The sequence below is a fragment of the Nonomuraea sp. NPDC049141 genome, from assembly GCF_040648415.1.
Lineage (GTDB): Bacteria > Actinomycetota > Actinomycetes > Streptosporangiales > Streptosporangiaceae > Nonomuraea.
This window is the reverse complement of record NZ_JBEZDR010000010.1, coordinates 48,271-74,292: the sequence shown is the minus strand read 5'-3', so window position 1 is coordinate 74,292 and position 26,022 is coordinate 48,271. Positions and strand designations below refer to the sequence as shown.

Annotated in this window: 27 protein-coding genes; 18 read left to right on the top strand and 9 right to left on the bottom strand. The window is 69.2% G+C overall.

Features of this window, described 5'->3' with window-relative positions; all coding sequences use genetic code 11:
• Positions 1-54 precede the first annotated feature (54 nt).
• The gene (locus AB0B91_RS29405) at positions 55-522 is read left to right on the top strand and encodes an NUDIX hydrolase (protein WP_358326314.1); all 468 of its coding nucleotides are present in this window, start codon (positions 55-57) and stop codon (positions 520-522) included.
• Here AB0B91_RS29405 and AB0B91_RS29400 read toward each other — a convergent pair.
• Positions 485-1,108, bottom strand: a complete 624-nt coding sequence (locus tag AB0B91_RS29400) for a hypothetical protein (protein ID WP_358326311.1) — start codon at positions 1,106-1,108, stop codon at positions 485-487. The two genes, AB0B91_RS29405 and AB0B91_RS29400, sit on opposite strands and share 38 nt — an antisense overlap.
• Before the next feature lie 42 nt (positions 1,109-1,150).
• Positions 1,151-1,939, bottom strand: a complete 789-nt coding sequence (locus AB0B91_RS29395) for an HAD-IIA family hydrolase (protein WP_358326309.1) — start codon at positions 1,937-1,939, stop codon at positions 1,151-1,153.
• A 53-nt stretch (positions 1,940-1,992) separates the two neighbouring features.
• Here AB0B91_RS29395 and AB0B91_RS29390 point away from each other — a divergent pair, with 53 nt between their 5' ends.
• The 8 genes from AB0B91_RS29390 to AB0B91_RS29355 all read left to right on the top strand — a co-directional run bounded on the left by AB0B91_RS29390 (position 1,993) and on the right by AB0B91_RS29355 (position 11,088).
• Complete coding sequence (locus AB0B91_RS29390; RefSeq protein WP_358326306.1) at positions 1,993-3,183, top strand: M20 family metallopeptidase; 1,191 nt, start codon at positions 1,993-1,995, stop codon at positions 3,181-3,183.
• A 162-nt stretch (positions 3,184-3,345) separates the two neighbouring features.
• A complete protein-coding gene (locus AB0B91_RS29385; RefSeq protein WP_358326303.1) occupies positions 3,346-4,308 on the top strand; it encodes a zinc-binding alcohol dehydrogenase family protein in 963 nt (320 codons plus the stop codon).
• Between the two features lie 151 nt (positions 4,309-4,459).
• Positions 4,460-6,283, top strand: coding sequence for an ABC transporter substrate-binding protein (locus tag AB0B91_RS29380; RefSeq protein ID WP_358326300.1), 1,824 nt, complete (start codon positions 4,460-4,462; stop codon positions 6,281-6,283).
• A 4-nt stretch (positions 6,284-6,287) separates the two neighbouring features.
• Entirely contained in the window at positions 6,288-7,295 is a 1,008-nt protein-coding gene (locus tag AB0B91_RS29375; protein WP_358326297.1) for an ABC transporter permease, read from the top strand.
• Entirely contained in the window at positions 7,292-8,200 is a 909-nt protein-coding gene (locus AB0B91_RS29370; RefSeq protein ID WP_358326293.1) for an ABC transporter permease, read from the top strand. The genes AB0B91_RS29375 and AB0B91_RS29370 overlap by 4 nt, the downstream gene beginning before the upstream one ends.
• A 2-nt stretch (positions 8,201-8,202) precedes the next feature.
• The gene (locus AB0B91_RS29365) at positions 8,203-9,192 is read left to right on the top strand and encodes an ABC transporter ATP-binding protein (protein WP_358326290.1); all 990 of its coding nucleotides are present in this window, start codon (positions 8,203-8,205) and stop codon (positions 9,190-9,192) included.
• Complete coding sequence (locus AB0B91_RS29360) at positions 9,189-10,199, top strand: ABC transporter ATP-binding protein (protein WP_358326287.1); 1,011 nt, start codon at positions 9,189-9,191, stop codon at positions 10,197-10,199. The genes AB0B91_RS29365 and AB0B91_RS29360 overlap by 4 nt, the downstream gene beginning before the upstream one ends.
• Before the next feature lie 4 nt (positions 10,200-10,203).
• Complete coding sequence (locus AB0B91_RS29355) at positions 10,204-11,088, top strand: GNAT family N-acetyltransferase (RefSeq protein WP_358326284.1); 885 nt, start codon at positions 10,204-10,206, stop codon at positions 11,086-11,088.
• Positions 11,089-11,090: 2 nt separating this feature from the next.
• Here AB0B91_RS29355 and AB0B91_RS29350 read toward each other — a convergent pair whose 3' ends face one another.
• Entirely contained in the window at positions 11,091-12,203 is a 1,113-nt protein-coding gene (locus tag AB0B91_RS29350; protein WP_358326281.1) for a DUF1343 domain-containing protein, read from the bottom strand.
• Positions 12,204-12,260: 57 nt separating this feature from the next.
• Between AB0B91_RS29350 and murQ the strand changes: the two genes are divergently transcribed.
• Both murQ and AB0B91_RS29340 read left to right on the top strand, forming a co-directional pair.
• Positions 12,261-13,160 carry an N-acetylmuramic acid 6-phosphate etherase gene (gene murQ, locus AB0B91_RS29345; protein ID WP_358326278.1) on the top strand — a complete coding sequence of 300 codons (900 nt, stop codon included), beginning with the start codon at positions 12,261-12,263 and terminating at the stop codon, positions 13,158-13,160.
• Positions 13,161-13,278: 118 nt separating this feature from the next.
• Positions 13,279-14,397: a serine hydrolase domain-containing protein gene (locus AB0B91_RS29340; RefSeq protein ID WP_358326275.1), complete on the top strand. Its 1,119-nt coding sequence runs from the start codon at positions 13,279-13,281 to the stop codon at positions 14,395-14,397.
• A gap of 124 nt (positions 14,398-14,521) precedes the next feature.
• Here AB0B91_RS29340 and AB0B91_RS29335 read toward each other — a convergent pair whose 3' ends face one another.
• The 6 genes from AB0B91_RS29335 to AB0B91_RS29310 all read right to left on the bottom strand — a co-directional run bounded on the left by AB0B91_RS29335 (position 14,522) and on the right by AB0B91_RS29310 (position 19,995).
• Positions 14,522-15,847 (bottom strand): cytochrome P450, encoded by a 1,326-nt coding sequence (locus AB0B91_RS29335; RefSeq protein WP_358326273.1) that lies wholly within the window; start codon positions 15,845-15,847, stop codon positions 14,522-14,524.
• Positions 15,844-16,422 carry an ATP/GTP-binding protein gene (locus AB0B91_RS29330; RefSeq protein ID WP_358326271.1) on the bottom strand — a complete coding sequence of 193 codons (579 nt, stop codon included), beginning with the start codon at positions 16,420-16,422 and terminating at the stop codon, positions 15,844-15,846. The genes AB0B91_RS29335 and AB0B91_RS29330 overlap by 4 nt, the downstream gene beginning before the upstream one ends.
• Complete coding sequence (locus AB0B91_RS29325) at positions 16,403-16,753, bottom strand: DUF742 domain-containing protein (protein ID WP_358326268.1); 351 nt, start codon at positions 16,751-16,753, stop codon at positions 16,403-16,405. Before AB0B91_RS29325 ends, AB0B91_RS29330 begins: the two co-directional genes overlap by 20 nt.
• Positions 16,750-17,157, bottom strand: a complete 408-nt coding sequence (locus tag AB0B91_RS29320; RefSeq protein ID WP_358326265.1) for a roadblock/LC7 domain-containing protein — start codon at positions 17,155-17,157, stop codon at positions 16,750-16,752. Before AB0B91_RS29320 ends, AB0B91_RS29325 begins: the two co-directional genes overlap by 4 nt.
• 55 nt (positions 17,158-17,212) lie before the next feature.
• Positions 17,213-18,757 (bottom strand): hypothetical protein, encoded by a 1,545-nt coding sequence (locus AB0B91_RS29315; protein WP_358326262.1) that lies wholly within the window; start codon positions 18,755-18,757, stop codon positions 17,213-17,215.
• A gap of 323 nt (positions 18,758-19,080) precedes the next feature.
• Positions 19,081-19,995: a hypothetical protein gene (locus tag AB0B91_RS29310; RefSeq protein ID WP_358326259.1), complete on the bottom strand. Its 915-nt coding sequence runs from the start codon at positions 19,993-19,995 to the stop codon at positions 19,081-19,083.
• Between the two features lie 171 nt (positions 19,996-20,166).
• Between AB0B91_RS29310 and AB0B91_RS29305 the strand changes: the two genes are divergently transcribed.
• The 7 genes from AB0B91_RS29305 (at position 20,167) to AB0B91_RS29275 (ending at position 26,022) form a co-directional block, all read left to right on the top strand.
• On the top strand, positions 20,167-20,865 hold the full coding sequence (locus tag AB0B91_RS29305) for a hypothetical protein (protein ID WP_358326256.1): 699 nt from the start codon (positions 20,167-20,169) through the stop codon (positions 20,863-20,865).
• 26 nt (positions 20,866-20,891) lie between these two features.
• Positions 20,892-21,401, top strand: a complete 510-nt coding sequence (locus AB0B91_RS29300) for a hypothetical protein (RefSeq protein WP_358326253.1) — start codon at positions 20,892-20,894, stop codon at positions 21,399-21,401.
• Positions 21,402-21,735: 334 nt separating this feature from the next.
• The gene (locus AB0B91_RS29295) at positions 21,736-22,893 is read left to right on the top strand and encodes a hypothetical protein (protein ID WP_358326250.1); all 1,158 of its coding nucleotides are present in this window, start codon (positions 21,736-21,738) and stop codon (positions 22,891-22,893) included.
• Entirely contained in the window at positions 22,890-24,104 is a 1,215-nt protein-coding gene (locus AB0B91_RS29290; RefSeq protein ID WP_358326247.1) for a hypothetical protein, read from the top strand. The genes AB0B91_RS29295 and AB0B91_RS29290 overlap by 4 nt, the downstream gene beginning before the upstream one ends.
• 40 nt (positions 24,105-24,144) lie before the next feature.
• The gene (locus AB0B91_RS29285; RefSeq protein ID WP_358326244.1) at positions 24,145-24,570 is read left to right on the top strand and encodes a hypothetical protein; all 426 of its coding nucleotides are present in this window, start codon (positions 24,145-24,147) and stop codon (positions 24,568-24,570) included.
• Positions 24,571-24,596: 26 nt separating this feature from the next.
• Positions 24,597-24,794, top strand: coding sequence for a hypothetical protein (locus AB0B91_RS29280; RefSeq protein ID WP_219534339.1), 198 nt, complete (start codon positions 24,597-24,599; stop codon positions 24,792-24,794).
• A complete protein-coding gene (locus AB0B91_RS29275) occupies positions 24,787-26,022 on the top strand; it encodes a ThiF family adenylyltransferase (protein ID WP_358326242.1) in 1,236 nt (411 codons plus the stop codon). Before AB0B91_RS29280 ends, AB0B91_RS29275 begins: the two co-directional genes overlap by 8 nt.

Here is a 26,022-nt window from a genome sequence, read left to right as displayed (position 1 = left end):
ACGGTACCGTAAGTTAGGCTACCCGAAGGTCACGGCGCCAAATAAGGTGACCTTATGCGACCAAGTGTCCGGGGCGTCCTACTCGATCACGACGAGCGACTGATGATCTTCCGGCGGACGGTGCCGGGCCGCCAGGTCTACTGGTCGGTGCCCGGCGGCCACGTCGAGCCGCAGGACGCGACCCTGGAGCACACGCTGCACAGGGAGCTGCTGGAGGAGCTGGGCGCGACCGTCTCGAGCGTGACGCCACTGACCACGGTCACCTATCCGTGGCAGGGCGGGATCAAGACCCAGCACGTGTACGGCTGCCGCCTGGTCGCCCTGGATCCGGCCCTGCGCCACGGGCCCGAGCTCGAGGACCCCTCGCGCGGCGAGTACGAGGTCGTGCGGTTACCGCTGCGCGAGACGGAGATCACCTCCCGGCACGTCGTCCCCGAGGCCGTGGCCGCCTACCTGTCGCGCAACATCAGCGCGCTGCCGCGCCTCATCGGCGATCCTCGATCTCCCACAGATGGTCGATGACGTGCCAGGCCGTCCGCCGCATGGCGTAGGCGGGCGGCCAGCCGGTGGTCTGCGGCGGCTGCCAGGGGCGTGACAGCACCTCGGCGAGCTCCTCGCGCATCGCGTCACGGTCTTCCCGGCTCTTGTACGGCTTGTGCCGTACGTCCACCTTCCTGGCGTAGGCGCGCTCGGCGTTCGCGACGTGCTCCACGACCTTCGACAGGTCGCGCCCGCCGCCCCGCGGCCCCTTGCGCAGGTCCTCCGGCGACTCGGCGGCGACCTCGTCGAACAGCTCCCAGGCGGCGCGCAGCAGCGCCACCCAGCGGCCCGCGGTCTCGGCGTCGATCGGCGCCTGGTCCAGCTCGGGGATCGCGAACGGCGCGCCGAAGTCGGTCATGTCGCTGCCCGGCTCACGGGCGACCACGACGGGATCACCCGGCTCGAACCGGAGCCCGGCCCGCCCGGCGATCACCCGGTAGCGCGGCGCGTACTCCATGAGCAGGTCGATGGCCGCCTCCTCGCCCTTGGCCACGCGGCACCAGCCGGGCCACTCCAGCGAACAGGCGAAGACCTTCTTCGGGCCGACCTCCAGGTAGATGCGCGTCATGCGGACCACCTTCCCAGGCGTACCTGTCAACCGGCGTCAGGTTCAGATCAGCTCGATGAGATCCGCCACCGAGTCGACGACCAGCGACGGCCGGTAGGGGAAGCGGTCGATCTGGTCGCGCTGGGTCACGCCGGTGAGCACCAGGATGGTGTAGAGCCCGGCCTCCATCCCGCACACGATGTCGGTGTCCATCCGGTCGCCGATCATCGCGGTGGTCTCGCTGTGGGCCTCGATCTCGTTGAGCGCGCTGCGCATCATCCGCGGGTTGGGCTTGCCGACGAAGTAGGGGTCGACGGAGGTGGCCTTGGTGATCATCGCGGCGACCGCGCCGCAGGCGGGCAGCGAACCCTCGGTGGACGGGCCGACCGGGTCGGGGTTCGTGGCGATGAAGCGGGCGCCGCCCTCGATGAGGCGGATGGCCCGGGTGATCTGCGTGAAACTGTAGGTGCGGGTCTCGCCGAGCACCACGTAGTCGGGGTCGAGGTCGGTCAGCACGTAGCCGACCTCGTGCAGCGCGGTGGTCAGCCCGGCCTCGCCGATCACGTACGCGGAGCCGCCCGGCCGCTGGTCGTGCAGGAACTGGGCGGTGGCCAGCGCCGAGGTCCAGATCGACTCGGCGGGCACCTCGAGGCCGGCGGCGGCCAACCGTACCGAAAGGTCGCGCTGGGTGTAGATGGAGTTGTTCGTCAGCACCCGGAATTTCTTGCCGGACTCGCTGAGCTTTTTGATGAACACGTCGGCGCCCGGGACCGGCCTGCCCTCGTGCACGAGCACGCCGTCCATGTCGGAAAGCCAGGAATCGATCCGTTTACGCTGAGTCACCCGGCCCATCGTACAGAGTGTCCTATATCGACTTCCTGACCGGCACATGAAGAATGTTCTTCATGTCGTTCACTGAATCCGCGCGGGACATGCGGGACGAGCTCGTCCGGCTGCGCCACTCGCTGCACACCACTCCGGAGATCGGCCTCACGCTGCCGCGTACCCAGGAGAAGGTCCTCACGGCGCTCGACGGGCTGCCTCTGGAGATCACCACCGGAAAGGCGCTCAGCTCGATCACCGCCGTGCTCAGGGGCGGCCGGCCGGGCCCCGCCGTACTCCTGCGCGGTGACATGGACGCGCTGCCGGTCGCCGAACGCAACGACCTGCCCTACCGCTCGCAGATCGACGGGCAGATGCACGCGTGCGGCCACGACCTGCACACCGCCATGCTCGCGGGCGCCGCGCACCTGCTCAGCGCGCGGCGCGAGGAGCTGGCCGGGGACGTCATCTTCATGTTCCAGCCGGGCGAGGAGGGCCACGACGGCGCCAAGCACATGATCGAGGAGGGCGTGCTGGACGCGGCGGGCGCGCGGCCCGTGGCGGCGTACGGCCTGCACGTGGTCTCGTCGATGCTGCCCCAGGGCCTGTTCGCCTCCCGGCCCGGGCCGCTCATGGCCGCGGCCGACGTGTTCGAGGTGACGGTCAAGGGGCGCGGCGGCCACGGCTCCAGCCCGCACCGCGCGCTCGACCCGATCCAGGCGGGCTGCGAGATGGTGGCGTCGCTGCAGTCGATGGTGACCAGGACGTTCGACGTGTTCGACCCGGTGGTGGTCACGGTCGGGTCCTTCCACGGGGGCACGACCGACAACGTGATCCCGGACGAGGCGCGCTTCGAGGCGACGCTGCGCACGTTCTCGGCGGCCAACCGGACGCTGGCGAAACGGCGGCTGGTGGAGGTGGTCGAGGGGGTCGCGGCCGCGCACGGGCTGTCGGTCGAGGCGTCGTTCGGGATGGGGTACCCGGTCACCGTGAACGATCCCACCGAGGCGGAGTTCGTCTCCAGGACGGCGGAGGAGCTGTTCGGGCCTGGGCGGTTCCTCGTGACGCCGCAGCCGGTGATGGGGTCGGAGGACTTCTCGTACGTGCTGGAGAACGTCCCGGGGGCGTTCGCCTTCCTGGGGGCCTGCCCGCCGGACCGTGATCCGGCGGTCGCGCCGTACAACCACTCTCCCGAGGCGCAGTTCGACGACTCCGTCCTGCCGGACGGCGCCGCCCTGTACGCCTCCCTCGCGCTGTCCCGGCTGGCGTCCTGACTCCGGGGCCGTCCCATTCTTTACGGCCCGATTCTTTTTACGGCCAGCATGGGCCGGCCCCACCCACCGACCGTGGCGGGGCCCTGTCCAGGGGAACGCTCCTCAGGTGGGATGAGTTAGGCGCCGTGACGTGCGCGTTGCCGACCGTCTGAGGAGGTCTCGATGAAGGCGTGGATTCCGGACCCGGCCCGGCTGCTGGTCATGGTGGACAAGCCCGTGCCGGAGCCGGGGATGGGTGAGGTGCTCGTCCAGGTCGAGGCCTGTGGCGTGTGCCGGACCGACCTGCACCTGATCGAAGGGGACCTGGCGCCCCGGCACCCGGGGATCTCGCCCGGCCATCAGGTCGTCGGGCGGGTGGTCAGCGGCGACGGGGACGTCGGCGGGCGGGTCGGGGTCGCCTGGCTCCGGTGGACCTGCGGTGCCTGCCGGTACTGCCTGGCGGGTAAAGAGAATCTTTGCCCTTCGTCCGCCTACACCGGGTGGGATGCCGACGGTGGTTACGCTGAGTATCTGACCGTGCCCGCCGCATACGTCTATCCCCTGCCCGAAGAACTGCCCGCCGAGACGCTGGCGCCCCTGCTGTGCGCGGGGATCGTGGGCTATCGGGCGCTGCTGCGAGCCGAGGTGCCGGAAGGCGGGCGGCTCGGGGTCTACGGGTTCGGCGCGTCCGCCCACCTGACCGCCCAGGCGGCGATCGCCCATGGGGCCGTCGTACACGTGGTGACCAGGTCAGCCGCCGCCAGGGAGCTGGCTCTGCGGCTCGGCGCGGCGTCCGCCGGGGACCGGCCGCCCGAGCCACTGGACGCGGCGATTCTGTTCGCGCCCGTAGGCGATCTGGTGCCCACCGCGCTGGAGGCGCTCGACCGGGGCGGCACCTTGGCCGTGGCCGGGATCCACCTCACCGACATCCCCTCGCTGAACTACCAGCGCCACCTCTTCCAGGAGCGGACGCTACGGAGCGTGACCGCCAACACCCGGGCCGACGGACGGGCCTATCTCGACCTGGCACTCGGGCATCCGCCTCACGTGACAACGGCGCCCTACACCTTCGACAGGGCCGACGTCGCACTCCGCCGACTGGCAGACGGGCAGGTCAACGGGGCCGCGGTACTTATGCTGGGTTGATGGCGCCAAGCTACACCAAGAAGCCTATGAAGAAAAATTACATTAGCCTCACAACATCTGGAGATTATTGACGTGACCTGTGCGTGACCGTAGGGTCCGGGCTAATCCCCCGCGATCCTCAACAGGTCCGAGACATCCCCCGGAGCGGTACATGAAGCGACTAGCAGCGGTAGTAGCGTTGCTGGGCCTGGCCACTGCCACAGCGTGCAGCAGTGGCTCCACCAACAAGTCCAGCTCGGGCGGTGGTGGCGGGCTCTTCACCACAATCGACGTCAACAGGCCGGGCCTCGATGCGAGTGCGCCGGCGAACCCGTACAACCCGAAGGGCAACTCCTTCTCGGGCTTCAACGCGATGCGCATCGCGTGGGTGAAGAACCACTTGACGGATCCCAACCAGGCTCTGCCCGGCATCGCCGCGAGCTGGGAGATCGCCCCGGACAACTCGTCCATCACGCTGAAGCTTCAGCCCAACGCCAAGTGGTCGGACGGCAAGCCGGTCACCGCCGAGGACGTCAAGATGTCCATCGGCATCGCCTACACGCAGGGCAGCACGGCCTTCTCGGTCACGCCCGGCGCGGCCGGCGCCGCCGCCGAGGTCACCGTCGTGGACCCGCAGACGCTGAAGATCACGCAGGACATGGCCAACCCCAGTCCGAAGTTCGCCCGCAGCGTGCTCGACACGGCGGTCCTGCCCGCCCACGTCTGGAGCAGCGTCCTGCCCGCGGACTTCTGGGACAAGCTCAAGGCCGCCCGCGGCGAGGGCGCGGATGCCGAGAAGGCCCGCGCGGAGATCACCACCCTGGGCCAGAAGGTGCTCACCTTCGCGCCGCCCAAGGACGTCTCCGCGGGCCCGTTCGTGCTGGAGCGGGTCAACCCCGGCGAGGCGCTGCTGGTCAAGAACAAGAACTTCTACAACGCCGCCAATGTGGCTCCGGCTCAGGTGAAGTTCCTCAACTACACCGGCAACGAGCAGATCTGGAACTACCTCACCGCCGGCAAGCTCGACGCCTCCGGGTTCGTCGCCGCTCCCACGGACGTGATGAACCGGATCAAGGCGGCCCCGGGCAGCGAGGTCATCAAGGGCTATTCGCCGGTGGCCGTGAGCATGGCCTTCAACCAGTCCAAGAAGCCGTACGACAACGTGCACGTGCGCCGGGGCCTGGCCTACCTCATCGACCGCGACCAGGTCACCAAGGTCGCCTCGCCCGAGGGCGGCACGCCGGCCATCACCACCACCGGCATCCACCAGAAGGCCGCGCAGGCCTGGATCCCCGACACGCTGCCGAAGCTCGAGCCGTACAAGCCGGACGTGGCCAAGGCCGAGGCGGAGTTCAAGGACGCCGGTCTGACGAAGAAGGACGGCAAGTGGATGCTGGCCGACGGCAAGGCGTGGAAGGTCTCCATGCACGCGCCGGCGGGCTTCTCCGACTGGCTCTCGGCGCAGGAGAACATCAAGAGCCAGCTCATCAAGGCCGGGATCGACGCGGAGGTCGTGACCACCACGGACTACCCGCTCTACCTCGAGGAACTGTCAGCGGGCAAGTACGACGTGGGCTTCTGGCTCATGGCGCTCGGCCCCGCGCCGTATGACATCTTCCAGCGCCTCTACGGGGCCTCCAACGGCTGGACCAACGTCGCGGGCAAGATCGAGCACTCCCCGGCGGGCAAGAACGGCAACTGGATGGGCGACCCCGAGCAGATCGAGGTCGACGGCGCCAAGATCAACCCGGGCGAGCTGACCGGCAAGCTCAACTCCGCCACCGAGGACCAGGCCAAGCCGATCATGGCGCAGCTCGCGACGGCGGCCAACCAGGACCTGCCGGTCATCCAGCTCTGGGACTACGTCAACAACCAGTTCGTCAACAACAGCCGATTCACCGGCTGGCCACACGACGACGAGATCCTGCGCCTCGGTACCGGCGTGCTCGCTTCCGGTGTGTGGATCCAGCTCGGCATGGTCAAGTCGAAGCAGTAAATTTATGATGATCATCATCCGGCGACTCGCGGGCCACCTGGCCCGCGGGTTCGTCATGATCCTGGTAGTCGCCACGATCAGCTTCTTCATCATCAACAACATCCCGGGCGACCCCATGGCCGCCCGTTACGAGAAGCTGATCGAGGGGGGCATGGCGCCCGAGGCGGCCGCGCAGGCCGTCAAGGTGCTGTACGGGTTCCAGCCGACGGGCACGCTCTGGCAGCAGTACACCGACTTCATGGGCGGCCTGCTCCACCTCGACCTCGGCGTCTCCGTCAGCAGGCCGGGCACTCCCGTGCTCGACGTGCTGACCGAAGCGGCCAAGTGGACCGTTCTACCGGTGCTGGTCGGCACCCTGCTCAGCTTCCTCGTCGGGGTCGTTCTCGGCGTGTACGCGGCGATCAAGCGCACGGGCAAGCTCGGCGACGCGCTGGCCATCTCCGGCTCGTTGCTGCACGGCATCCCGCAGTACGTGCTCGCGCTGCTGCTCGTGGTGATCTTCGCGACGCTCATCCCCATCCTGCCCGCGGACGGACCGGTGGACATCCTGTTCGATCCGGGCTTCAACGCCGGCTACATCGGCTCGCTCGTCGAGCACGCCGTGCTGCCGGTCGTCACGTACGCGCTGTCGGCCTACGGCGGCTGGGTCCTGGCGATGAAGTCCAGCGTGGTCACCGTGCTGGGCGACGACTTCATCCTGGCCGCCGAGCTACGGGGCATGAAGAAGTCGATCGTCTTCCGCTACATCGCGCGCAACGCGATCCTGCCGCTCTTCACGATCCTCGCCCTCTCCCTGGGGCTGCTCCTCGGTGGCGCCGTGTTCATCGAGAAGATCTTCAACTATCCGGGGCTGGGGCTGATGCTCATCGACAGCGTCAACGATCGCGACTACGCGCTGATGGGCGGCGCCTTCCTGCTGATCACCGCGTCGATCATCGTCGCGAACATCGTGGCCGACCTGTTCTACACGGTCATCGATCCACGGGTGCGGAGCGGAGAGGACGCGTCATGAGCGACACGCTGATCCCCGAGACCACGATGTCCACCTCCGCGACCATGCGCCGCAACTTCTGGCTCGGCGTCTGGCGGGTGATGAAGCGCAAGCCCAGCCGGATGGTGGGTGTGGTCATCATCGCCGGCTTCGCCTTCATGGGCGTCTTCGGGCCGATGTTCTTCCCGGCCCAGTTGCCGGACAATCCCAACGCCATCACCCAGCCGCCGAGCTGGGCTCACTGGTTCGGCACCGACCCTCAGGGCCGGGACGTTCTCGCGCTGGTCATCACCGGCTCGCGCTACGTCCTGCTGAGCGCCGCGGTGACCGCGCTCATCACGGTCGTCTTCGGTACCTCGCTCGGTCTGTTCTCCGGGTTCAAGCGGGGCCGCTGGGACACCGTGCTCATGCGGATCACCGACATGAAGCTCACCATCCCCGGCCTGCCCCTGCTGCTGGTCCTGGCGACCGTCTGGAAGTTCGGCAGCCCGATCCAGATGGGCCTGGTGCTCGGCCTGCTGGGCTGGGGCGGCGTGGCGCGGGCCGTGCGCGCGCAGACCCTCTCCCTGCGTGAACGCGGCTTCATCGAGGCCGCGCGCGGCCTCGGTCTGTCCACCAAGCACATCATCAGCAAGGAACTGCTGCCCAGCATGGCGCCCTACATCGCGATGAACATGCTCATCGCGGTCACCGGCGCCGTCTACGCGCAGGTCGGCCTGTTCTTCCTCGGGGTCCTGCCCTATGAGTCGGACAACTGGGGTGTGATGCTCAATCTGGCCGTGTTCCAGGCAGGCGCCATGATCACCACGAACGCGCTCGGATACCTGCTGGCGCCCCTGCTGGCGATCCTGCTGCTCACCCTCGGCATCGTGCTCGTGGTCGACGCCATGGACGAGATCTTCAACCCCCGGCTGCGTGAGGAGTAGCAGTGGCGGACCAAGCGCCGGGAGTGCGCATCGACGGCCTCACGGTCGTCTACAAGACACCGGCGGGCGAACTGCCCGCCGTACGCGACATCAGCCTGACCCTGGAACCCGGCACGATCACCGGCATCGTCGGCGAGTCGGGGTCCGGCAAGTCCACGCTGGCCCTGTCGCTGCTGAACGCGGTCCAGCCGCCCGGCCGGATCGCGGCGGGCAGTGTGGAGATCGACGGGCTCGGCGACGTGGTCGGGTTCGCGGGCGAGCAACTGCGCAAGGCCAGGGGCGCCCACATCGGGTACGTGTTCCAGGCCGCCCAGAACTCCCTGAACCCCCTCAAGACCGTCGGCAAGCAGCTCCTCGACCTGGGCCGCTCCCATGGTGTCGAGGACCCGCGCGGCCTGGTCCGCGAGGCCAAGGAGCTGCTCAGTCGGATGGGCCTCGACGGGGCCCGAGTGCTGGACTCGCACCAGCACGAGCTGTCCGGCGGCATGCGGCAGCGGGTCGGCATCATGCTGGCGCTGGTGCTCAACGCGCACCTGGTCGTGCTGGACGAGCCGACGACCGCGCTCGACATGATCACCCAGGCGAACATCCTCAAGATCGTCCGCGAGGTGCACGCCGAACGCGGCCTGACCACCCTGGTGATCACGCACGACATCGGCGTGGTGGCCGAGGTGGCCGACCGGCTCGCGGTCATGTACGGCGGCCGGCTGGTCGAGCAGGGCCCCACCAGGCAGGTGCTGGGCTCGCCCCGCCACCCCTACACCAGGGGCCTGATCAGGGCCATCCCCCGGCTGGTCGGCGACATCGACGAGGCCCGGGCGCTGCCGGGACGCCCGCCGACGCTGGTGACGGTGCCGAAGGAGGGCTGCGTGTTCAGGGAGCGCTGCGAGCTGCGGATGGACGTCTGCGACACCGTCGACCCCTCGGTCGTGGCGGACGGAGCCAGGGTCGTGGCCTGCCACGCGGTGACGGTGAAGGAGCACGCTTCGTGATTACCGGAACGGGCATCACCAAGACGTTCAAGCAGCGGGGCAACGTCCTCGGGCGGAGAGAGGTCCCGGCGCTGCGCGGTGTGGACTTCACGATCGCCAAGGGCGGGTCCGCCTCGTTCATCGGCGAGTCGGGCTGCGGCAAGACCACGCTGGGACGCATCATCGCCGGGCTGGAGACGTACGACTCGGGTGAGATCGAGATCGACGGCACGCCCATGTCACCGCTCAAGCACAAGCACCGGCAGCCGCACTTCCGCAAGATCCAGATGATCCACCAGGACCCGTACTCCGCCCTGAACCCGACCCGGACGATCTACCAGACGCTCCAGGCGCCGCTGGCGCTGCGGGCCGGGCAGACCGGCCGGTCCAAGGGGTGGATCGACGAGCGGGCCGCCGAGGTGCTGTCGCTGGTCGGCCTCGATCCGGGAACGGTCCTGTCGCGCTACCCGCACCAGCTCTCGGGCGGCATGCGGCAGCGCGTCGTGATCGCCCGCGCGCTGACCGTCGATCCCGAGATGCTCGTCGCCGACGAGGCGGTCTCGATGATCGACGTGTCGCTTCGGCTCGGCATCCTGGCGCTGCTGAAGGACCTGCGCGAGCGGCTGGGGGTCAGCGTGCTGTTCATCACGCACGACGTGGCCACCGCGCGCTACATCGGCGGCGACGGCGAGCTGTACGTCATCTACCGTGGCCAGGTCGTGGAGCGGGGGCCGGTCGACACGATCATCGCCGACCCGGTGCATCCGTACACGCAGTCGCTGCTGTCGGCGATCCCCGTGCTGCACGGGCTGGAGCTGCCCGGTGAGGAGCCGGTGGTGCCGCTGGAGTCGCTCGCCGAGGGCCAGTCCGAGAGCGGGTGCCTGTTCGCGGCCCGGTGCCCGTTCCGCGGGGACGGGTGCGTGGACGAGCGGCCGCTGCTCCGGGTGACGGAGGGTGTTCCGCAGGAGCACGCCTGCTACTACCCGCAGCGGCGCAGCGTCATCGCCCGCCCGATGAGCGAGGTGTGAGCCCGTGCCCCAGGCCGGCGACGCCGTGACGCCTGTCCGCCAGGCGAGCGGCTCCGCGGAGTTGCGGGCGGCCGCGGAGGTGGCGCGGGCGGCGCTCACACTGGACCCGGGCGAGGGGCCCGCCCTCGTCGACCGGTTGGCGAACCCGCCCGCCGGTCGGCGCTGGACCGCCCTGGTGATCGATGGCGGGGTCGTCATGGCCTCGGTGTCCGGCAAGGATTCGGCCGTCGGACATGTCGACCTGCTGGCCGTACACCCCGAGGTACAGGGCCGGGGACACGGCCGGGAGCTGGTCCGCGCGGCCGAGGAGTGGCTGCGGTCGGCGGGCGTGACGCAGGCGCGCTTCGCCGGGAACCCGCCCTGCTACGCCTGGCCCGGCATCGACGTGCGCTACACCGCCGCCGCGTGCCTGGCGGAGAGCCTCGGCTACGAGCGCTACCACATGGCCTGGAACATGACCGCCGGCCTCGACACGGACCTGTCCGTGGACGACGACCTGGTACGGCTGGCCCAGCGGGGCGTACACGTCCACACGGCCGAGCAGGGACGCGAGCGGGTCGCCGCGTTCGTGCGTGAGCACTGGAACGAGAACTGGGCCTGGGAGGCCGTCAACGCCACCGGGCTGCACTACGCCGAGCGCGACGGCCGGATCCTGGGGTTCGCCGCCTGGGGGTCGCGCCCCGCCTGGTTCGGGCCGATGGGGACCGCGCCCGAGGCGCGCGCCCTCGGCGTGGGCGGCGTGCTGCTGCGCCGCTGCCTGGCCGACATGCGCGCCGCCGGGCAGTCCAGCGCCCAGATCAGCTGGGTCGGGCCGCTGCGGTTCTACTCGCGGGCCGTGGGCGCGCGGGCGGAACGCGTCTTCTGGCTCTACCGACGCGATCTGGCGTGATGTCACGCATAGAGCAGTCGTCCTTCGGGGTGGACGGGGTCGGGGCAGAGGGCGCGTGGGTCCTCCCCGGCGTCCAAGCACCGCGTGAGCGTGTCGGAGCCCCACAGGTGGTCCATGAACAGCTCGGGCCCCCACCAGGCGAGCTCGCCGGGGTAGAGCGTACGGGCCACGTGCAGCATCGACAGCCCGGTCAGCACCGGCCGGTACGCGACCCGGTCGTACACGTGCACCTGGACCCCGTGCACGGTCGCGCCCGCGTGCTTGTGGAACATCGGCGTGAACCACGTCTCCCTGAACCGCACCCCGGGCAGGCCGAGCGCGTTGAGCGCCGGCGCGAACCGGTCATCGACGTACGGCGCGCCGACCAGCTCGAACGGCCGGGTGGTGCCGCGCCCCTCGGAGAAGTTCGTGCCCTCGAACAGCCCGGTGCCCGGGTAGGCGTACGCGGTGTCGATGGTCGGCATGTTGACCGACGGCATCACCCAGGGCAGCCCGGTCTCGGCGAACGTCATGCCGCGCCACCAGCCGTCCATTCGCACCACCTCAAGGGCCAGGTCGAAGCCGAACAGCGTGGCCAGTTCCCCCGCGGTCCTGCCGTGGCGCACCGGCAGCGGAAACCTGCCGACGAAGCTGGCGAACGCCGGGTCGAGCAGCGGCCCCTCCTCGACGGTCCCGCCGAGCGGGTTGGGCCGGTCCAGCACCACGAACCGCAGGCCCAGCCGGCTCGCGGCGGCCATGAGGTCGTACATGGTCCAGATGTAGGTGTAGAAGCGGGTGCCCACGTCGGCGATGTCGAACACCAGCGTGTCCACGCCGGATCGCGCCACCACATCGTCCAGCGCCGCGCCGGAGACCTTGTGCGTGTCGAAGACGGGCAGGCCGGTTCTGGCGTCGATCGTGTCGTGCTCACTGGCGTTCGCCTGAGCGGTGCCCCGCATGCCGTGCTCAGGGCCGAACAGCGCCGTCAACGGCACTCCGGCCGCTCTGAGCGCGTCCGTCGTCGGGGTCAGATCAGGCAGTACGCCTGTGGGATTGGTGATCAGGCCCAGCCGGTCGCCACCCACCAGGGTGGGATCCGTGGCCAGCCGTTCAGCGCCGCTGCGTACGTTCGTCATTAACCCATTGTCTGAAAGATATTTACAAGAGAGAAGTAGAGGGTGGAAATTAGCGTCATGATCAATCCGCTCCCTGAGCCGCCCACCGAACAGAGCGATCCCCGCTACAGCCAGATCGACCGGCTGCCGACGGAGCAGGTCGCCCGGCTGATGAACCAGGCCGACGCCGCCGTGCCCGCCGCGGTCGCCGTCGTGATCCCGGCCATCTCCGCCGCCATCGACGCGATCGCCGCGCGCATGGCCGACGGCGGGCGGCTGCTGTACGTCGGCGCGGGCACGTCGGGGCGACTGGCCGTGCTCGACGCCTCCGAGTGCCCGCCCACGTTCGGCACCGATCCGTCGCTCGTCCAGGGTGTCATCGCGGGCGGACTCGACGCGCTCACCCGCTCCGTCGAGGGCGCGGAGGACGACGCCGAAGCGGGCGCCGCCTCGCTCACGGCGCTGGAGGTGGACGCGCTCGACTCGGTGGTGGGCGTGTCGGCCAGCGGGCGTGCGCCTTTCGTCCTCGGTGCGCTGGCGGAGGCCACCCGCCGGGGCGCGCTGACCGTCGGCCTTTCGTGCAACGACGGCGCGCCTCTGTCGGCCGCCGCCGAGCACGCGATCGAGGTGGTGGTGGGACCCGAGGTGGTGACCGGCTCCACCCGCCTGAAGGCGGGCACGGCCCAGAAGCTGGTGCTCAACATGATCTCCACCATCTCGATGATCCGGCTCGGCCGTACGTACGGGAACAAGATGGTCGAGATGTCGGCGATGAACAGCAAGCTGGCGGACCGGGCGCTCCGCATGGTGAGCGACATCACCGGCGCCGACCACGACACGGCGGAAAATGCGCTGGACGCGGCGAGCGGCCAGGTGAAGATAGCGGTGCTGATGATCCAGCACGGGCTCGACGCCGGTGGGGCGCGGGCTCTGCTCGAATCGCACGGCGAGCGGCTCAGCGACGCGCTGAGCAGCTGACCGCGCGGGGTGCCCTCTCAGGAGCGACTGCGCGGGGGGTGACCGTGCGGGAGTGACTGAGCGAGGGTGACCGTGCGGGGGTGCCTGCACGGGGCTGTACTCACGGGGAGGCTGAACGATGTCCGACCGGTTGGAAGCGATCCTGGCGGACGGCGTGCCGCGCGTGTGCTCGGCGGCGGTGGCCCTGATCGCCGTGGACGGCTCCGTCGCGGCCTCGGCCGCGACGGGGGAGCTCGTCCGCTACGCCGACGCCGAGGGGACCCTGGCCGCCGATCGGCCGCCGGCCGGCCGGGACTCGGTCTTCGACCTGGCGTCGATCAGCAAGCTGTTCACCACGGCCGTGGTGCTGTCGCTGGTCGAAGAGGGCCGCCTGGACCTCGACGAGCCGGTGGCGGCCTGGCTGCAGGACAGCGACCCGCGAGTGACGCTGCGGCACCTGCTCACCCACACGGCCGGTCTGCAGCCCACCCGCCGCATCGACCTCGAACTTCCCGACGCCGACCCGGCCACACGCATGGCGGCGATGATCGGCACTCCGGTCACCGGCCCGATCGGCGGGCCGTACCTCTACACCGACGTGGGCATGGTCATGGTGGGCCGCATCGCCGAGTTGGCGGGCGGCGCACCGCTGGACGCGCTGGTCGGCGACCGGGTCACGGGCGTGCTCGGCCTGGCGGACACCGGCTACCGGCCGGGGCCGGCGACCCTGCCCCGGGTCGCCGCCACCGAATGGAAACCGGAGCGCCAAGGGGCCACCGACGCGACGTCGGAACACCGGGAGACCGTCGCGGGCTGGACGCCCGAGCCGCAGGTGCCCGGTTGTGTGCGCGGCGAGGTGCACGACGAGACCGCGTACGGACTGGGTGGCGTGGCGGGGCACGCGGGCGTGTTCGCGACGGCGGACGACCTGCTGGCGTTCGGCGAGACGCTACGACTCGACGGCGGCGGGTTACTGCGCCCGGAGACCGCGGCCGAGATGCTCCGCGACCAGGGAGCGGAGGGCGCGGCGTTCCGGCATGGTCTCGGCGTACGGATCGGCGACCCGGCCATCGTGGGACCGCTGGGCGCCGCAGCCTTCGGCCATTCCGGGTTCACCGGCACCTCGCTGGTCGTCGATCCCGCGCGCGGGCTGACCGTGGTGCTGCTGACGAACGCCGTACATCCGGTACGCGGCCGCGACGGTATCCGCGGCCTGCGTCACGCGGTCGCCGCGGAGGCACTGCGGCTGGCGGACTGAAGCGCCGATGCGGCAGCGCTCCGCGACCGTGGTGGCGCACCCGGCTCCGAGGTGGCGGTGGCGTCCATGATGGCCCGCATGTCGGCGGGCAGGTCGTGCCGGGTGACGGCTCAGGCCGGGAGTTCTAGGAGGACCAGGGAGCCGAGGTCACGTAGCTGGTGGAGCTCGGCGGGACGATCGGCGCCGAAGGGGCTGAGGACGACGGGGCATGCGGTGCCCAAGGGGAATCTCCTGGCTGATCGGGGCGGATAGGGGTGAAGCGCACCGGCAGGTGCGCCAGCGACCGGTGGAACGGGCCCGGCCGCCACGGCAGTTCCTCACGCGGCACGGTCAGTTCGAGGTCGCACAGGTGAGAGGTCAGCCGCTCGATCGCGGTCACGGCGATGAGCAGGGCCGGGTCGCTGGCCGGGCAGCGGTGCGGCCCGGCGCCGAAGCTCAGGTACGCGCCGCCGTCGGAGCGCAGTTCCTCAGGCACGTCGGTGGGCTCGGTGTTGGCCGCGGCGTAGGAGACGAGGACCAGCTCGTCCGGCTGGATCCAGGTGCCGTGGAAGTGCACGGGCTGGCGCACGAAGTACGGGCCGAAGTTCGCCATGGCGGGCTCGGCGCGCAGGGCCTCCATCACGGCGTCGTACGTGCTGAGCGCCCCGTTGGACAGGGAACTGTAGTAGCGGTCGTCACTGACCATCCGGGAGATCGCGTTGGAGATCAGGCTGGACGTGGGGTCGAAGCCCGCGGCCATGACGAGCACCACGGACTGCACCAGCTCGTCGCCCTCCAACCCGGCTGGATGGTCGATGAACCAGGAGGTCAGGTCGTCGCCCCGCTGGGCGTACTTGGCCTGGATCAGCTCGCCGATGTACTGGCTGAACGCGTCGCTGCCCCGTTTGCCCACCTCGCCGTCCGCCTCCATCATGTCCGACAGAGCCTTGCTCAAGGTGGCGCTGTCGGAGTCGGGGCGCCCGAAGAGCAGGTTGAAGACGCGCAGCGGGATGGGCCGGGCGAAGTCGGCGGCCAGGTCGGCCTCGCCCTTCGCGGCGAACTGGGCGATGAGCGAGTCGGCCACCTCGCTCACCATCTGGCGCAGCTTGTGCGGTTGGACCAGCGCGAAGCAGTCGGAGGCCACCTTCCGGTAGCGGGCGTGCTCGGCCCCGTCGGCGAACAGCGCGCTGGGCCGGTATCCGAGCATGGCGATCATTCCCGCGGCGTCGGGAGTGTCGGGGAGCTGGGCCTGCCAGGCGCTGGGATTCTTGCTCCAGACGCCGCCGGCGTTGGTGAGCACGTCCACGGCGGCCTGATAGCCGATCACCAGGTGGGCCCCGATGCCCGGGGAGATCTCCACGGGCGCGACCGCGCCGTGCTGCCGGCGCAGCTCCGCATAGATCGCCTGGGGGTCCCTGGCGTACTCGTCCCCATAAAGGCGCCCGGCGTCGGGCAGGTAGCGCAGGGTCATGACAGCACCAGCTCTCTGATGTGCTCCACCAGCGCGATCAGCGAGGCGCGGGCGGAGGCGGGGTCACGGGCGTCGCACACCACCAGCGGCGTGCTCGGGTCCAGGTCGAGCGCCTTGCGCACGGTTTCCAGCGGGTAATCCGGCGAGTCGGGGAAGTGGTTGACGGCCACCGCGTAGCGGATGCCGGCATTCTCCACCAGGTCGAGTACGGCGAAGCTGTCGTCGATGCGGCGGGTGTCGGCCAGCACCAGCACTCCCAGCGCGCCGCGGACCAGCTCCTTCCACAGGACCTGGAACCGGGTCTGTCCCGGCGCCCCGAACAGGTAGAGCACCACACCCGGCAGGGTGAGACGGCCGAAGTCGATCGCGGTGGTCGTGGTCGTCTTCTCGTTGACGCCGGTGAGGTCGTCGACCAGCGTGCCCGCCTGGGTGAGCACCTCCTCGGTGTTGAGGGGCTTGATCTCCGAGAGCGCGTCCACGATGGTCGTCTTGCCCACGCCGAACGGCCCTGCGATGACCAGTTTGACCGGGATGTGTTCGGTACTGATACGGCTGTCAGAGAGCGCGGAGGCCACTGAGCACCAACTCCAAGATCTCGATGTCGGGCAGGTCGGCGGCCGGCGGATCGCGGGTCAGCAGCGTTCCGCCGCCGACGAGCCCGGCGACCAGCAACCGCACCACGCAGTACGGCAGGCCCAGATGCGCGGCGCATTCGTACACCGACAACGGCCCGTCCCCCAGCAGGGCCAGCAGATGCGACCCCGGCGGGTCGAGCCCGTCGGTGGCGGCGTCGGGCACGATGGACACCAAGGTCGTGCGTTCGACGGTGATGTGGTCGGGCACGGTCAATCTCGCGGCGGCCATGTAGTCCGGGACGACCCGCCGCCGCTGCCGTCCGGAGGTCATGTCCGGACGCCTGGCACCCTGGCCGCGCTGGCCTCGTTCAGAGCCTTGATCAGCTTCTGCACCTGGAGCTGCACCTCGTAGGCCAGCGAGCCGATGTTGACCGCTCCGGTGGCCGCGACGACGATGGCGGCGCGGTCGCCGGCCGGGGCGATGTAGTAGTAGCCGCTGCCGGCGGAGATGACGATGTCGACCACCTCGCTCTCGGTGCCGTCGCTGAGGCCGTCGCACAGGGCGCGGGCGGCCCCCAGGACGGAGCTCGTCATGGCGGCGGAGCGCTCGCCGGTCTCGGCGCTGACGTCGGCCGAGCCGCCGAGGATGAGCCCGTCACGGCTCAGCACCACGCCGCGGACGACGCCGGGGAGTGCCAGCAGGGGCGACAGGACCCAGGACACGTCGAGGGACAACGGGCGGCCCCTGGTCTGAACACGACCGGAAGCACTGTGAGTGTCCATGGAGCGGTCAATTCCCTTCGGTGATGTCATGCTGCTGCGGCGGGAGCGCTTCGCGGCGGCCCGCTTCGGCTCCGACCTGGAAGTCTCCCCACCGCTTCTGAGCCTCCTCCGGAGTGGTGAGCGGCTCTCCGCCCGAGCCGTCGGCACCGCTGGAGCCGCTGGAGCCGCCCGGTCCGCCGGTGGGCCTGGAGCCGGACGCGGCACGCGTCGTCTGGCGGCGGCGCTGCGGCAGCGGCGCCAGCTCCTCCGTGTGGTCACGCCCCGTCGCGGGTTCCGGGCGGCGCGCTTGCGCCGGCTCGGACCGCACGGGCTCCGGTCGGAAGGCGGCTGCGGGTCCCGATCGGATGACCGTGGCGGCGGTCGGGACGCCGGCCCGGACCGGCTCGGGCGCCAGCACCGACGGCCTGCTGTCCTCGGGCATCTCCACCAGCAGGGCTGTGGGAATGCTCAACACGGCCTGGACACCGCCGAAGGCGCTCTTCTTGATCGTGACCTGCATGCCGTAGTGCGCGACCTGGCGGCCGATCGCGGCCCAGCCGGTGCGGGGCGGGTTGCCCAGGTCGACCAGGCGGACCGGGTGGGTGCCGCTCAGCAGGCGGGTCGCGCGGGCGTACTGCTCCTCGTTGAGACCGACGCCGGCGTCGTCGATGACGATGGCGGCGCCGTTGTTGGTCTCGTGCACGGCGATGGTCACCTTCAGCGTGCCGTGAGAGTGGTGGACCGCGTTGGCCAGCAGCTCCGCGGTGATGAACAGGATCGACTCCGCGGCGCGGGCGGCGATCCCGATCCGGCGGCGCAGGTGGTTGGCCGGGCCCTCGATGCGCTGCTCGAAGTTCTCCACCCGTGAGATGGCGCCCACCATGAGGTCCACCAGATAGGTGTCGTCACGCGACAGGCCGGGTGTGGCGCCGCAGGCGATGCCGGTGACCTGCACGCGACGGATGATGAGTTCGTTGAACATGTCGAGCCCCAGCACCTCGCGCAGCAGTGTGGTGTGCTCGTCGCCGCTGTAGCGCTGTTGCAGGTCCGCGAGCAGGTCCTGGGCGCGCAGTGCCTGGGTCTGCACCCGGGATATCGCGCCTCTGACGACCGCCTGGGCCGCCTCGTCGATGCGCTCGCCCTCCTCGCGGACACCGCGGGTGAGCGTGTCGAGGATGGCGCGGTGCAGCCGGTCGACGTTCGTGCCGGCGAGCGCCGGGTTCTGTACGCCGGGCACGATCACGTGCGGGGCGCGCAGGTGCGACAGCAGGGCGGGGATCCGCTTCGAGACCAGGTACTCGGTCTCGGCGTGCACGAGGTCCTGCTGGGCGCGTGCCTCGCGCAGCAGCTCCGCGCTCTCCTTGGCCTGGTGCTCCGCGCGCACCAGCCGCTGGTCCCTGGCACTGGACTCGCCCGTCAGGTGCACTTGGGCCTGACGGGCCTGAACGAGCTGCCCACGGGCCTGGGCGAGGTCGCGGCGTACCCGCGTGTGGAGGATCAGGACGCCCACGAGGGCGAGGGCGAGAACGGCGGCGCCGATCACTATCGGGACGCTGAAGGAGTCTGACGGCATGGCGATCCTGGGGTCGGGGGAAACCGGCGGAGAGCTATTGACCGCCGGAGAGCCTGCGCTAGCGGCGCGTGGGGGTCTCGCGCAGCGGCCGGCTGGGATCGCGTCGGTGCGACGCGCGCCCTTCCGCGACGCCGGCACGGTTGAGTGCCTGATGCGGTTCGGACTGAGGCATGGCCGGGCCAGGCGACATGGGCATCCTCGGTCTCAGCGGAACGATGGGCAAACGGGAAACCGGAATTTCCAGAACGTCACGATAGTCTACGGTGCGTAAGATCGTAACTGCGTTCGGCCATATATCATGAGATTTGTCGGGATCGATGCCGCTATCCGGCCTCGCCAAGGTCGAAGGCGACGTCGGCGAGGCGAACCGTCCGCACCTCGGGGTCGTCGAGGAGCTTGCGCAGGTCGGCCAGTTTCCAGCGGTCCACGACGAGCCCGTGCACGACGCCCTCCTCGGCGTCCTCGGTGAGCCACTTGTAGTCCAGGTCGAACTCCTTGAGGTCGTCCCCCTCGTTGAGCAGCCCGACCCACCGGCGGAACTCCGCCAGCGCCGCCGTGGGCTCGGTCTCGCACTGATAGCTGACCTCTGTCGAGAAGCCGTCCTTGGTCATGTCGCGGTTCCAGACGACCGCGTTCGCCGAGGGCGGGTCGCTGGAGTCGTCGTAGTAGGACAGCGAGTAGATGTAGGAGACGTCCGCCCCTCCGCAGATGCTGTGCCTGCGGTTGAAGGCGACGAGCCGCTCGGCGGTCATCGAGTCCGCGAACTCCACGACCGCGACGGCGTCGAGCGTCTGGGGAAGTGCGTCGATGGTCTTCCGGGCCTCCTCCGTCAGCTCTTTGTCGACGTCGGCGTCCTCCTCCACGGAATCGATCGCGCGGGCCAGGCCGCCGGACGGCCCTCCGAGGGAGGGAGCCCGGACGGACCCGAACGAGTTCTCCTCGATTGCGTACTCCTCCTCACCCTCGCCGCGACCGGCCTTGCGCGGCTCCCCCAACAGCGTGTAGGTCGTCCCCCACAGCGCCCCGCCATCGCTGTAGCCGCTCGTCAGGCGCTTGTCCGGGTTCACGACGCGGGCGGCCGTGCCGTACACCTGGGCCACCCGCTCGTCGCCGAAGTCGGTGAACAGCCACAGAACCCGCTCGGCCACGCCGAGCACCAGTAACAGCGCCGCGGTAACGGCCACGACCTTGACCAGGGACTTGGCCACGTACGCCCAGTCGGGCTCCCTCACGTTCATCGCCGCGTACTCCTCCGATCTAGATCAACTCGGGTACGGCGCACCCTAGCGGCCTTGCGAGCGATCGTTGAGCGCCCACCAATGATCCTGCAAAGGAGGTCGCTTATTCCTTGATGCACAGGGTCCGGACGAACCGTCCATACCGGGACCCCTCGTATCTAGGAGCACCCGATGAAGCGCACCCTGCTCGGTCTTACGGCCGCCGCCGTCGCGGGCCTGGCCACCGTCGTTCCCGCCGCCACGGCCTCCGCGGCCGCCGGCCCGGACTACTGCCTCGACGGCTATGTCTGGCGCCAGGCCGGACCCACGGACTACGTCTGTGTCAGGGCGAGCGCCCGGTCCCAGGCCGCCGCCGACAACGCGGCCGCAACTCGCCGCTGGATCTCCGGTGACGATGGTCCGCACACCTGCGTCGCAGGCTACGTGTGGCGCAAGGCCTTCGCCGGAGACGAGGTCTGCGTGACGCCGGCCGTACAGTGGCGGGCCGCCACGGACAACGCTCAGGCATCCACCCGCTGGGTGACCACCCGGCTGACGGTCACCTCGTACGTCGACCCCGTGGAGCCCGGCAAGCCCGTACTCTCGGACTCCGACCTCCCAAAGATCATGATCAAGGGCGACCATTTCAACTACGGCACCACCAAGCTGTACATCTACCGGCCCAACCACCAGATCATCTGGCAGGGCACGGCGAAGGCCGCCGGCCACAAGGGAATCGCCGGAGGCAGCTTCAGCGTGAAGACGGGGGTCATCGACTGCCAGAAGCTCGGGAGCACCGATGGCTTCCTCGCCTACGCCCAGGCGCAGGACGGGCTGTCCGGGCGCTGGTCGGACAGGCACCAGGTCAAGGTCGGCTGCACGGTGGCCTGAGTTCACGCAGTAGGCAAGACTGCGGTGTGGACTCCGAAGAGCGAGCCGAACAGGCAGAAGACGAGTTGATGGGCCGCATCTACCCGGCATTGCGCGACGGCGACCTGACCCGCCCGGGCGAGAGCCTGCTCCGCGACACCAACGTCGAGCCGACCTTCGCCCTCGAACCCCGCCTGTGGACGACGCTGGAACGCGCGCTGGAGGTCGTGGAACGCGACGTTCGCACCGGAGGGATCACCGGTACGCTCCGCCTGACCACCCACGAGGAGGACAGCAGAAGTCTTGCCTGGGTGGAGTTCCAGGGTCGCTATCACGGCAACGGCATCCCAGCCAACGCGGGAAGCGACCCTCAAGGGGTGCTCTGGGAAGTCGCCGATGCCGTCCAAGAAACGATCATGGCGTTGATCTGGAGAGTCTGGCCCGTCTGCGCCACGCACGATCGTGGCCTGCACGCCGGATGGGAACACGGGATGGCTGTTTGGCGGTGCGCCGGCGATGGAACGCATACTGCCGCGCCCGTCGGTGAACTGTCTTGATCGCGCCGACGCATCCCGAAAAGCGGGAGATCATTCCGCTGGCGCGCCCTTTGGCGGGGCATGCGAGGGCGATAGACCATATATCGGGGCAATTCATAATAATAGCGACAGCAACACACAGCGGCGAGTCGGCGACAATTCGCCCGTAGGAGTCATTCATTCCCTCACGAAACAGACCAGATCATGTGAAAGCCCTTTCCGACTCAGAGAATCTTGGAGCGCGTAGCCAACGGCGTTATATTGCATGATTTCTCCGGTCATAGAGGTTTATGATGGCCTCCTGTTCGCGGGACCCGGGGAATCCCGTTGTGGAGGTAGCAGGGGGGCATGAGGCATGGAGTGGTTTCTGGGTCTCATCGGCGGATCTCTGATCAAGGGCTTCGTCAACTTGATTCCGCAACTCATCGGCGACGAATTACGCACCCGCGGCGTCATCCGTACAATGAACCACCAAGACGGGCTGAGCCGAGTCGCCGATGAACGGCGGCAGGCCGCGCGGATGGCCTATCTGGACGAAGAGCACCGGCGACAGCTCCTGTTGGAACGTTACAAAAGCCTGAACGCGCACTATCCACTGGGCACCATCGGACGGCTGCGCTCGATGACCACCGATCAGCGGCCGGCGGTGCTGGTCTCGCCGATGAGCTTCGCCGGTGGCACGAGTGGCCGGGTCACCGGTCTGGTCCACGACGCGTTACGCCAGATCCCGGACTTCTCCCGGCATGCCGCGCTGCACACAGGGGCGTTCGTCAGCGACGGCGGAGTGAGCCGGCTGATCGAGGGCTCGACGGGCGCGGCGGAGATCAGCGCCCTGGAGTTCCCCTCGCACCCGGCGGTGGTCGTCTACTTCGAAGCCGACGGCGATCAGCTCAACGCGTTCGCGTATCTGAGCTCTCTCTTCCCGACGGTCGACGGTCTGACAGGCTTCCCGATCCGGATCGCGTGCTTCGGCTGGGACGACCGGACGACCATGGGCCAGTCCGGCGAGGGCGCGCTGCCCATCTGGCAGTACATCAACATGACCGAGCTGGACCACCCGGACGAGCAGATCGTCGCGGCGATCGTGGCCTGGTTCGTACTGACCTGCGTGGAGACCTACTGGCAGCTTCGCGGCGCCGTGGTGAGCCTGCGCCCGGACACAGCCGGGCCCATCGGCGGTCCCGCGCCCGCGCCGGCCGACGCACCGGCTCAGGCCATCGGAGCCCAGGACGTCGGCGCCCAGGACGTGTTCGCCTGCCGGGTGGAGATGGAAGTCATGGAACTCGAGCGACGTGGCTTCACCGTGGACACCCTGGAGCTCGATCGAGATCGCGTGGCGCTGATCGTCTCGACGAACGCCCTGGGGGTCTCCTTCGTGCTCGACGCCGGCTTCCCCGCCACCCCGCCCGACGTCTTCTACGTGGAGGACACCGGACCGGAGCACCTCGAGCTCGACTCATCCATCTGGTCACCGGAGCGGACCCTGCTCGACATCGTGGAGGTGCTCGGATGAGCGAGCATTTCGTGGTCCGCATCTATGAGTCCGAACTCGCGGTGATCACTGACGAGACCTTGGACCATCACGAGCTGGAGACCGGTGGCAGCCTCTTCGGCCTCTTCGGCCACGGCGGCGGGCCGACCGTCTTCCTCGCGACGCGTCCGGCGGGAGAGGTCCTGAAACGACAGACCTCACTGGAACTCGACCCGCAGGTGACCCGCGCGCTCGAGCAGGTCGCCTGGGACGGGTTCGGGGTCCAATGCATCGGCATGTGGCACTCCCACCATTGGATCGGTCTGATGGAACCGAGCAGTGGCGACCGGGAGCGCACCCGCAGGTACGCGCAGAAGTATCACCGTCCGCAGTACACCGAGATACTCGCCAACTTCGTCAGCAAGGACCCGGCGAATTCCCGGCGTGGCCGGGGCAGGCCCGGGAGCGACTACCGCGTCCAGCTCACGCCCTTCTTCTATCTGGACGCCCGTAACCTCACCAGGGCGGAGACCTTCTTCCACGTGCTCCCCGGGGAGAGCCCGCTGCGCGGCACCCTCGCCAGGCTCGTGGGCGGGCTCGTGGACAGACCTGGCCTCAGCACGGCCATGCGGCCCGCTTCGCGGCTGCCGCAGGAGTCCTACCGGCTTGCCGGATCGGCCGCGTCGGCGGTGTCCGGGTGGCGGCGTTTCGTCTCGGGCGTACGGTCAGACTCCGGGGACGTCGACGAGGTCGCCGACGACCACCGCGCCGACGATTCACTTGAGGCATCGGACGCCAAGCCGGTAGCCGAGGAGCTCGCCGGCAGCTCGGCGGTCTCCGAGAAACGGCCGGACGATCCGGAGGAGCGGCCGCGAGAGGCAGCGGCTCCCACGAAGCCGTCACCTCCCTCGGAAGGGCGGATCGCGCTCCTGCCGATCCCTGATCTCCCCGACTTCGTCACCCAGTACATCGAGCCCGCGGTGCGGCCGCTGGCCGGCCGTTACGACGTCGAGGTCAAGGTGATCCATGCGGACCGCATCGCCGTGATCGTGAGAATTCCCGGCCGCGCGACGCGCCTTCTCCTGTTCGCCGCCTGGGACGGCGAACGCGCTGTCATCGCCGACTGCAGAGTCGCGGTGGCGCGCGGGAAGTCGCACGAGGTCGTGGAATGGCGCGCGCGGCAGCGGGCGGACCTGTACGACCTGCGCGTCCCGCTGAATTGGGGAGTCCTGCTTCTGGAAAAGCTTCGTTGAATTCTAGGGGGGAACTGTGGCCTGGGATTACTACCAGAGAATGCGACTCGTCGAAGACTCGAATGGGCTGCGGACGTACTTCCCGTCCTTCAGCTTCTACGAACCGACCGGTCACACATATGTCAGCGGTTACTGGACGAGCAACATGGGCAACGGCTACGGGGTGACGATCACCGTCCCGCCCGGCTATCCGGACGAGTGCCCGAGCACCTACGTCAGCTATCCCAGCCCGTTGCAGGGCTATATGGGGTGGCGGACGATCGAGTCTTACGGCACCAGCCACGATATGCACACCTGGAAGACCGATCAGCCGGGGTGGGTGAAGATCTGCACCTATCGTCCCGAGCACTGGTCGGTCGAGCACTCGATGCTGAAGATAGTCGAGAAAGGCCTGCTGTGGATCGTCGCGTATGAATGCCACCTGCAAGACGGCAAGCCGATCAAGAATTTTCTCATAGACGCGTGAAAGAATCGAAACCGCAGGAGGCCCCCATGGCCACGGATAAACACAACGACATCCGGGCGTTCATGGAACAGATGAAGGCATCGGGGGGAAACCCGCCGTCCGGCAAGCGGATGGTGCTCAACCCGCAGACCGGCAAGTTCGAAGTGCGCTCGGTCGGCGACCGGCCCGGCGACCAGATCCCGAACGTGTCCGCCGAGGACATGAAGGCGTTCGCTCATGACTGACCAGGCGACCGTGCCCCGCCATGTGGTGTTCACGGACAGCGCGCTCGCCGTCATCGCGCGAGTCGCGACGCCCGGCCCGAAGAGGCTGGGCATGCGGCTGCGCGACCAGGGTGACCTGGCGACCGTCGAGGGAGCGGCCGGCAACGACGTTCTGGTGCTGCCGGAACAGCCCGCGGACGACTGGGTCCTCGACGAGCCCGGCCCGCTGATCGTGTGCTGGACCGAGGACGACGGCATCCGCGCGCATCGCACGTCCGGCTTGGGCCTGCCGGTCGGGGAACGGATCGGGACCTCCGTGGTCCCCGCCGCCGCGGACGCCTTCGAGCGCGTGCACGGCATCTTCGAGACCGACGTGCTCCGGAAGAAGTCCGTCGCGGTGCTCGGCCTGGGCTCCGGCGGCAGCTTCATCGTGCGCGAACTCGCCAAAGCCGGAGTCGGCCGCTTCCTGCTCCTCGACCACGACCGGCTCGAGGTGGGGAACGTCTCGCGGCACGAGTGCGGGCTCGCGGACGTCGGCCGGCTGAAGGCCAACGCGATGCGCGACGTCGTACATCAGCACCATCCTGCCGCGCGGGTCTTCACCAGCGGCCTGCACCTGAACGGTGAGACCCGCCGGCAGGTCAAGGACCTGATCAGGTACGTCGAGGCGGATCTGGTGATCTGCGCGACCGATACCCGGGAGAGCCGGCTGCTGATCAACCGGATGTGCCTGCAAGAGGGGCTTCCGCTGATCCTCGGGGGTGTCTACCGTCGCGCGTACGGCGGCATCGTGCAGCGGGTCATCCCTGGTCTGACGCCCTGTTACCAATGCTTCGTACAGGCGCTTCCCGAACAGGCCGCCGACAACGAGATCAGCAGTGCGGAGGACGCCGCGCGCGTCTCCTACACCGACCGCGCGGTGGCCCCGCAGCCGGGACTGTCCACCGACATCGTGCCCATCGCCCTCCACATGGCCAAGCTGGCGTTGCTGGAGCTGCTCGACGGCGAGTCGCCCGCGTTCGCCACCCTCGGCGCCGACCTCGTCGCCCCGATCCACCAGTGGATCAACCGCCGGGAGCTGGCCCACGCGGGACTCGAGCCGATGGGGGTGTCCATCGACCAGCAGAGCGTGCTCCGCTGGTACGGAGTCCTCCTCCACCAGCTCGAAGACTGCGCGGTCTGCGCGGCCGGCTCCGCCGTGGCCAAGTCGGAAGACGACGAGTACTTCGGCGGCCCCGAACCTGCCTGA

Excerpts from the sequence above, each read along its gene's own strand:
- AB0B91_RS29405 (WP_358326314.1), top strand. The coding sequence starts at position 55 with ATGCGACCAAGTGTCCGGGGCGTCCTACTCGATCACGACGAGCGACTG.
- AB0B91_RS29400 (WP_358326311.1), bottom strand. The coding sequence starts at position 1,108 with ATGACGCGCATCTACCTGGAGGTCGGCCCGAAGAAGGTCTTCGCCTGT.
- AB0B91_RS29395 (WP_358326309.1), bottom strand. The coding sequence starts at position 1,939 with ATGGGCCGGGTGACTCAGCGTAAACGGATCGATTCCTGGCTTTCCGAC.
- AB0B91_RS29390 (WP_358326306.1), top strand. The coding sequence starts at position 1,993 with ATGTCGTTCACTGAATCCGCGCGGGACATGCGGGACGAGCTCGTCCGG.
- AB0B91_RS29385 (WP_358326303.1), top strand. The coding sequence starts at position 3,346 with ATGAAGGCGTGGATTCCGGACCCGGCCCGGCTGCTGGTCATGGTGGAC.
- AB0B91_RS29380 (WP_358326300.1), top strand. The coding sequence starts at position 4,460 with ATGAAGCGACTAGCAGCGGTAGTAGCGTTGCTGGGCCTGGCCACTGCC.
- AB0B91_RS29375 (WP_358326297.1), top strand. The coding sequence starts at position 6,288 with ATGATGATCATCATCCGGCGACTCGCGGGCCACCTGGCCCGCGGGTTC.
- AB0B91_RS29370 (WP_358326293.1), top strand. The coding sequence starts at position 7,292 with ATGAGCGACACGCTGATCCCCGAGACCACGATGTCCACCTCCGCGACC.
- AB0B91_RS29350 (WP_358326281.1), bottom strand. The coding sequence starts at position 12,203 with ATGACGAACGTACGCAGCGGCGCTGAACGGCTGGCCACGGATCCCACC.
- murQ (WP_358326278.1), top strand. The coding sequence starts at position 12,261 with ATGATCAATCCGCTCCCTGAGCCGCCCACCGAACAGAGCGATCCCCGC.
- AB0B91_RS29340 (WP_358326275.1), top strand. The coding sequence starts at position 13,279 with ATGTCCGACCGGTTGGAAGCGATCCTGGCGGACGGCGTGCCGCGCGTG.
- AB0B91_RS29335 (WP_358326273.1), bottom strand. The coding sequence starts at position 15,847 with ATGACCCTGCGCTACCTGCCCGACGCCGGGCGCCTTTATGGGGACGAG.
- AB0B91_RS29325 (WP_358326268.1), bottom strand. The coding sequence starts at position 16,753 with ATGACCTCCGGACGGCAGCGGCGGCGGGTCGTCCCGGACTACATGGCC.
- AB0B91_RS29315 (WP_358326262.1), bottom strand. The coding sequence starts at position 18,757 with ATGCCGTCAGACTCCTTCAGCGTCCCGATAGTGATCGGCGCCGCCGTT.
- AB0B91_RS29310 (WP_358326259.1), bottom strand. The coding sequence starts at position 19,995 with ATGAACGTGAGGGAGCCCGACTGGGCGTACGTGGCCAAGTCCCTGGTC.
- AB0B91_RS29305 (WP_358326256.1), top strand. The coding sequence starts at position 20,167 with ATGAAGCGCACCCTGCTCGGTCTTACGGCCGCCGCCGTCGCGGGCCTG.
- AB0B91_RS29295 (WP_358326250.1), top strand. The coding sequence starts at position 21,736 with ATGGAGTGGTTTCTGGGTCTCATCGGCGGATCTCTGATCAAGGGCTTC.
- AB0B91_RS29290 (WP_358326247.1), top strand. The coding sequence starts at position 22,890 with ATGAGCGAGCATTTCGTGGTCCGCATCTATGAGTCCGAACTCGCGGTG.
- AB0B91_RS29285 (WP_358326244.1), top strand. The coding sequence starts at position 24,145 with ATGCGACTCGTCGAAGACTCGAATGGGCTGCGGACGTACTTCCCGTCC.
- AB0B91_RS29280 (WP_219534339.1), top strand. The coding sequence starts at position 24,597 with ATGGCCACGGATAAACACAACGACATCCGGGCGTTCATGGAACAGATG.
- AB0B91_RS29275 (WP_358326242.1), top strand. The coding sequence starts at position 24,787 with ATGACTGACCAGGCGACCGTGCCCCGCCATGTGGTGTTCACGGACAGC.